Annotated in this window: 3 protein-coding genes, 1 rRNA gene and 1 pseudogene; 4 read left to right on the top strand and 1 reads right to left on the bottom strand. The window is 36.2% G+C overall.

Annotation, left to right across the window (positions count from 1 at the left end; genetic code table 11):
- The first annotated feature begins 7 nt into the window (after nucleotides 1–7).
- The 3 genes and pseudogenes from rrf to map all read left to right on the top strand — a co-directional run bounded on the left by rrf (nucleotide 8) and on the right by map (nucleotide 1,447).
- Nucleotides 8–123: ribosomal RNA gene (rrf, locus tag M3189_RS26315) — 5S ribosomal RNA — on the top strand.
- 304 nt (nucleotides 124–427) lie between these two features.
- Nucleotides 428–571 (top strand): annotated as a pseudogene (locus tag M3189_RS26310) (pentapeptide repeat-containing protein); the annotation flags it as partial.
- A gap of 132 nt (nucleotides 572–703) precedes the next feature.
- Entirely contained in the window at nucleotides 704–1,447 is a 744-nt protein-coding gene (gene map, locus M3189_RS26305) for a type I methionyl aminopeptidase (protein ID WP_251639750.1), read from the top strand.
- A 48-nt stretch (nucleotides 1,448–1,495) separates the two neighbouring features.
- On the opposite strand, the gene M3189_RS26300 is transcribed toward map, so the two are convergent.
- Nucleotides 1,496–2,473, bottom strand: a complete 978-nt coding sequence (locus M3189_RS26300; protein WP_251639748.1) for a ring-cleaving dioxygenase — start codon at nucleotides 2,471–2,473, stop codon at nucleotides 1,496–1,498.
- Nucleotides 2,474–2,745: 272 nt separating this feature from the next.
- Here M3189_RS26300 and M3189_RS26295 point away from each other — a divergent pair, with 272 nt between their 5' ends.
- Entirely contained in the window at nucleotides 2,746–3,966 is a 1,221-nt protein-coding gene (locus M3189_RS26295) for a DUF438 domain-containing protein (protein ID WP_251639746.1), read from the top strand.
- Nucleotides 3,967–4,319 lie beyond the last annotated feature (353 nt).

Raw genomic sequence — 4,319 nt, 5'->3', positions numbered from 1 at the left:
AAAATAGTCTGGCAGCAATGGCGAGAAGGTCACACCCGTTCCCATACCGAACACGGAAGTTAAGCTTCTCAGCGCCGATGGTAGTTGGGACTTTGTCCCTGTGAGAGTAGGACGTTGCCAGGCAAACGAAGCACAACCTTATTAGGGTTGTGTTTTTTTGTCGTCTAAGAAGGAGAATCGTGCCCCCGAGGCGACAATTATATGGATAGAGGGAACGATAGATAGAGAATCGTTCCCTAGTGGTGTGGTTAATATGGTTAGAAGGAACGATAGATAGAGAATCGTTCCCTAGTGGCGTTGTTTATATGGTTAGAAGGAACGATAGACAGAGAATCTTGCCAGTGTGGTGTTGTTTATATGTAAGGATGGAACAATTAATAGATTCGGAATTCATAGTATTCAACATTGCAAAATCGATTCATAAAGAGGTGCGGATTTTAGGAATACAGATATCAGTGGTGCTAATCTAACTGGCTGTATCTTTCTAACACAGGCTAAAGCAATCGCCGCTAAGGGGACTAAACAAACTAAATTACAAGCCGCATTAGTGAAGTCAGCTCATTGGGTGTGAAAAGAATAGATTTTTAAGAATAAATCAATTTTTTACAAAAAGGAAACATACTTGAATTTTTAGTATAGGTAAGCCTAAAATATAAGAATGGAAAGTTTACAACGATAAAAAAATGATAAGTAGGGAAAACATATGATAGCAAAAACAGAAGAAGATATTAATGCATTGAAAGAAATCGGCAAAATCTGTGCTGAAATTAGAGATGAATTGGTACAAAGAACGGTACCTGGCATAACCACAAAGGAACTGGATGATATAGCAGGTCAGCTTTTTGACAAGGCGGGTGCAATTTCTGCACCAAAGGGTGAATATGATTTCCCTGGCTACACATGTATAAGTATCAATGAAGAAGTAGCACATGGTATACCTGGTAATAGAGTCATTCAAGAAGGTGACATCGTAAATATTGATGTCTCTGGTTCAAAGAATGGTTACTTTGCTGATACAGGCATTTCATTTGTTGTAGGTGAAGGGGAAGAGATACTAACAAAGATATGTGATGTGGCGAAATTGGCTTTTGAAGCAGGCTTAAAGAAAGCGAAACCTGGTTCAAAGAAAAGCGGGATTGGAAAGGCCGTCATCCAAACGGCGCGTCAACACGGATTAACAGTTATCATGAATCTAACAGGACATGGAATCGGACGAAGAATACATGAAGCGCCTGATCATATTTATAATTATCATGATACCTGGGATGATGAGCTATTAAAGGAAGGCATGGTTATCGCTTTCGAACCTTTTATTTCAACTAAAGAGGAAGAAGTTTTTCAGGTTGAAGGTGACGACTGGACTTATGTGACTGAAGAAAGTTTTGTTGCCCAATACGAACATACCATCATCCTATCAAAGAATGGACCCATTATTACTACACTATAATAAACAAAGAAGTGCCAGCAGTTATTACTGCTGGCACTTCTTTGTTTATTATTCTTTATTAAAATCTATAGTACTTCTCACAGTGTTAATTGGACGTACGAGTTTTTCTATTTGTACACGTTTTGATTCAAAGAAAGGTGGTAAGGATAGTTTTTCACCAAGGGTTTCATATGGTTCATCACCCATAAATCCAGGACCGTCGGTTGCAAATTCAAATAAGATTTGAGGGGCAACCCTTGAGTATAGAGAACCGAAAAAGTAGCGATCGACAAAACCAGATGTTTGGAATCCAAAAGAGCGTAATTGTTTGTCCCATTCATCCAGCACAGAACGATCTTCAACCCGGAATGCTGCGTGGTGAACTGTCCCGAATCCTTGCCGTGCCTGTGGAAGGACTGCATTATATTCAACTACTATTTGAGCACCATTTCCGCCTTCGCCAACTTCAAATAAGTGAAAGGCACCTTCTTGAGCAATTTCTTTAAAATGCAAAACCTTTTCCAACATTTCTTTAAAATAATCAAAGTTAGCAATTCTTACAAAAATTGGACCTAGTCCGGTAATAGCGAATTCTAATGGAATAGGACCTTTCTGCCAAGGTACACCTGCTGTTACTCCCTCATTGTTCTCATCTGAAATCAATTGGTATTGTTGGTCATCGAAATCAACAAACGATATTGTTTTCTTGCCAAACTGTTCTTTTATCCCGGTATGGGTAATGTTTAATCTGTCAAAACGCTTTACCCAATAATCTATTGCTGCGTCACTTGGTACACGGAAAGAAGTTTTTGAAATCTCATTTGTTCCATGCGTGCCTTTTGGAATACCAGGGAAATCGAAAAATGTCATATCTGTTCCAGGGCTTCCGGTGTCGTCTGCAAAAAATAAGTGATAAGTTTGAATATCATCTTGATTTACTGTTTTCTTTACAAGACGCATACCTAATAGATAGGTGAAAAATTCATAATTTTTTTCTGCGCTGCTAGTAATAGCTGTTACATGGTGGATGCCTTTTAAATTATTCAAGTTTATTCCTCCATTTAATAGTATGCTTTGTTTATATTTCCCTATGATAGGGATTATTCAATCTCTTGAAGTAAAATATCTTTAATTCGAGATAAATATAACATGAATAAAAATCTCTGTCAATTTCAACGTCATAAATTTATCACATTTTAAGGTTAATTTCTGTACCAATGATGTTAATCACAATCAGAGTTTATAAAAGGTGTTATTTTATGTATGAGATTAATTATCAATACCATATAAATAAGAGCAACTAGCGAAGGAGAATACACATGAGTGAATTAATTAATAATCGTGAACTACTAACTAATAATCCAAGTAAACGTCAAGCAATCTTAAAGCAAATCTTTAAAGATCTTCATGAAGGCAAAAATGTAAAAGAGGTAAAAGCACATTTTGATGCGTTTATCGGAAAAATAACTATCGATGAAATCTCCCAGCTCCAGCATGATTTTGGAGATCTCACTGTTGAAGAGATGCATCGTTTACATGCGAAACATACAGAAATCTTTAGAGGAGCTATTGAGGAAGTTGAAAAAACCTATAAGCCTGAGGAGCAGCCAGGACATCCTATCCACACCTTTATATTAGAAAATAAAGAACTAGATAAATTGGTAAATATCCAACTACAAGTACATTTAGAGCAATTTGAAAAGGATGACAATTCTGAGAATATTATTAAGCTTTTAGAGGATATTAATCTTCTTCTGGATGTTGACAAACACTACAGCCGGAAAGAAAATTTAATTTTTCCTTATTTAGAAACGTATGGCATTTATGGGCCAACAAATAATATGTGGCGTATAAACGACTTTATTCGTGATGCTATTAAAGATGCTAGGATGAAGCTTAGTTCATATAACGGGGACAAGCAGGCGGTTATCGAAGTATTAATATTTGTTATTCAAGAAGTTATCACCATGATTTATAGAGAGGAAAATATACTCTTTCCAATGGCATTGAATAATTTCACAGAGGATGAATGGGTAAAAATTGCACGTGAAAGTGATGAAATTGGATATTGCTTGATTGCACCTACAGAGGTTTGGAAGCCTGAAAGACATGCGTTGGAGGAGAAAGCAATATCTGAAGGATTTATTAAAATGGAAACAGGGATGTTGTCTTTAAAACAATTAGAGTTGTTGTTAAATCATTTGCCTGTGGATCTCACATTTATTGATCAAGATGATGTAGTTCGTTATTTCTCTCATGGAAAAGAACGAATTTTCGCCCGCACAAAAGCAGTAATTGGCCGTACTGTCCAAAATTGTCATCCGCCAAGAAGTGTACATTTGGTGGAGGAACTGTTAGCTGACTTTAAAGCTGGCAGAAAGGATACAGAAGATTTCTGGATTAAGTTCCGTGATAAATATGTTTATATTCGTTATTTTGCCGTTAGGGACGAGACCGGTAAATACATGGGCACTCTTGAATTTACGCAAAATATTGATCCAATCAAGGCAATTGAAGGAGAAAAAAGAATTATGTCCTAGGACATTATAAATTAGAACGCGTGGAGAGTTTCACGCGTTTGTTTTTATGTAAGGCAATTAGTTGCCTATTGGAAAATATTACTATTGAAGTGGATGTAAACAGATGTTATTATATAAAAGTTCCCTTCGAGAGGGAGTCAAACATACAAGTGAAACGAAAGAATATGTTGACTTTTATGAAGTGAATATGATATTATACGTTTTGTTGCTATTAAACTAGCAAATCTTGCTCTTTGAAAACTAAACAAACAAGAACGTCAACAAACAATTTTTTTAGTTTTTTAGAAAAGCTAAGCCAACGTAACATTTTTTGAGCTATATCAACTTTCTTGGAGAGTTTGATCCTGGCTCAG

It is taken from the genome of Neobacillus niacini (assembly GCF_023715415.1).
GTDB classification, from domain to species: Bacteria; Bacillota; Bacilli; order Bacillales; family Cytobacillaceae; genus Neobacillus; species Neobacillus niacini_C.
Note: the sequence above shows the minus strand (reverse complement) of the source record. Positions and strands in the feature narration are given on the sequence as shown.